Source organism: Wohlfahrtiimonas larvae (assembly GCF_002006755.1).
Classification (GTDB): domain Bacteria; phylum Pseudomonadota; class Gammaproteobacteria; order Cardiobacteriales; family Wohlfahrtiimonadaceae; genus Wohlfahrtiimonas; species Wohlfahrtiimonas larvae.
Genome location: NZ_MVDO01000229.1, coordinates 1 through 1,705 on the forward strand (window position 1 = coordinate 1; position 1,705 = coordinate 1,705).

Sequence of the window (1,705 nt, forward strand, 5' to 3'; positions counted from 1 at the left end):
TTTCATCTATATATGAAAATATATTTATAATTATGTAATTATTCAAACCAAATAACTTCAATTAATTACATAAAAAATCACTATAGTAAATTCATTTAAACATATTCAATACGTTAGTTTTCTAAAGAAAAATTAACATCAAATAATCTAAAAATGGTTAATCCGCTATCAACATCATCAAAAATCCACTGCATTTTAATTCCTGAATCTGCAGGCACAACAAGCTCTCGGCTCTCTTGCAATGACTCTTTGGTTGCAAAATGTGCGATACCATCTGCATCTAATGCAATTACTTCTAATTTTTTCATCTTACGATTAAATGTAACTGGTTTTTTCGTGATATTTTTTAAAATAGCACTCACCGAATATCTATTATTATCTAATGCGTTAATCTTAACATTACTGACAGTTAGATATTTATGTAAACTATCGGCATCAGAAACCTCATAACTCTTCTGCATATCATCTATTTTATTCATAATACTATCACCAGCTTTATCTAAACCTTCTTTAGCATCTTTAGATAACTCGCTAGTTTTTTCTTTTGTCACATCCCAACCTTCTTTAACACTCGACCCAACACTTTCTGTCATCATTTTAAAGCCTTCTTTAAAGCCTCCTGATTTTTCTTGTGCTGTTGAAATGCCAATCATTAACGCCAAGCTACTGAATAACACTAACTTTTTCATAATCTTCCTCCTTGTTTATTGACTTATTTTATAATACACAAAAGCAATGATCGAGGACCATTGCTTTTATTTGTATCAGACAGTCTGGCTAAATGCTAAAAATAATTTTTCTTACGGAAAATTAATGCTACCACCACGCTCATAACAACCATGACGCCTATTAAAATTGAAAAAGCTTCAGGTTCATCTTGATAAGGTAACGGTACATTCATTCCATAAATGCTAGCAATCATTGTTGGAATAGATAATACAATTGTGACTGCTGTTAATAATTTAACAACATGGCTAACATTATTCTGAATAATATTACCGTATGCATCCATAACATTATTAGAGTTCAATTGATTAATTTCAGTGACAGCATAAGCTTGTTCTAACTCTACTAATGCATCGATATATATCTCACGATCATCACGATGCATCTCCAAGATTCCATCCTGCTCAATTTTTCTCATTGTATAAAGCATCTGTTTCAAAGAAGTTGCCATATATAGCAAACTCTCGTTGAGATATAATAATGTGTACAACTCAGGATTACGATATGAACGAGATAATTCATCTTCTGCAGCAGTGATTTCATTTTCAATTTTTTGTGTCAAAACAATGTAATCATCGGCTGTTTGATTCAAAATATTCAATGTATTTTGCGTATGATACGCAGCCCCAAAATTTAAATTTTGTTCCATAAAATATTGAGCAGTGAAAGGTGTTTTCTCTTGGCAAACTGTAATAAAATGCGTGCCTGTTAAAATAATCGCAAATGGAATTGTCCGATATTTAATATCTAAACCGCTGTGTGCCACATTGGGATCACTGTAAGGTAAATGAATGATAAATAACTGATTCGCACCTTCGCTTTCTATTTTTGGGCGCACATTTTTATCCGTTGCCTCTTCTAAAAAATAGGCAGGTAATGACAACTCTTGCGTAAGTTGTGCAATTTCATCAACGCTTGGCGCAACCATTTCAATCCAGTTATTTTGTGTTAACGCATCTACTTTTGCCATTTCTTGACC

At 32.3% G+C, this 1,705-nt stretch carries 2 protein-coding genes; both read right to left on the reverse strand.

From position 1 onward, the window contains the following. Positions 1-113: 113 nt before the first annotated feature. Complete coding sequence (locus BZK14_RS11840) at positions 114-689, reverse strand: hypothetical protein (RefSeq protein WP_077926679.1); 576 nt, start codon at positions 687-689, stop codon at positions 114-116. A 95-nt stretch (positions 690-784) separates the two neighbouring features. Beyond that, positions 785-1,705: magnesium transporter CorA family protein (locus tag BZK14_RS11845; RefSeq protein ID WP_281249139.1), on the reverse strand; the 921-nt coding region annotated here is incomplete at its 5' end.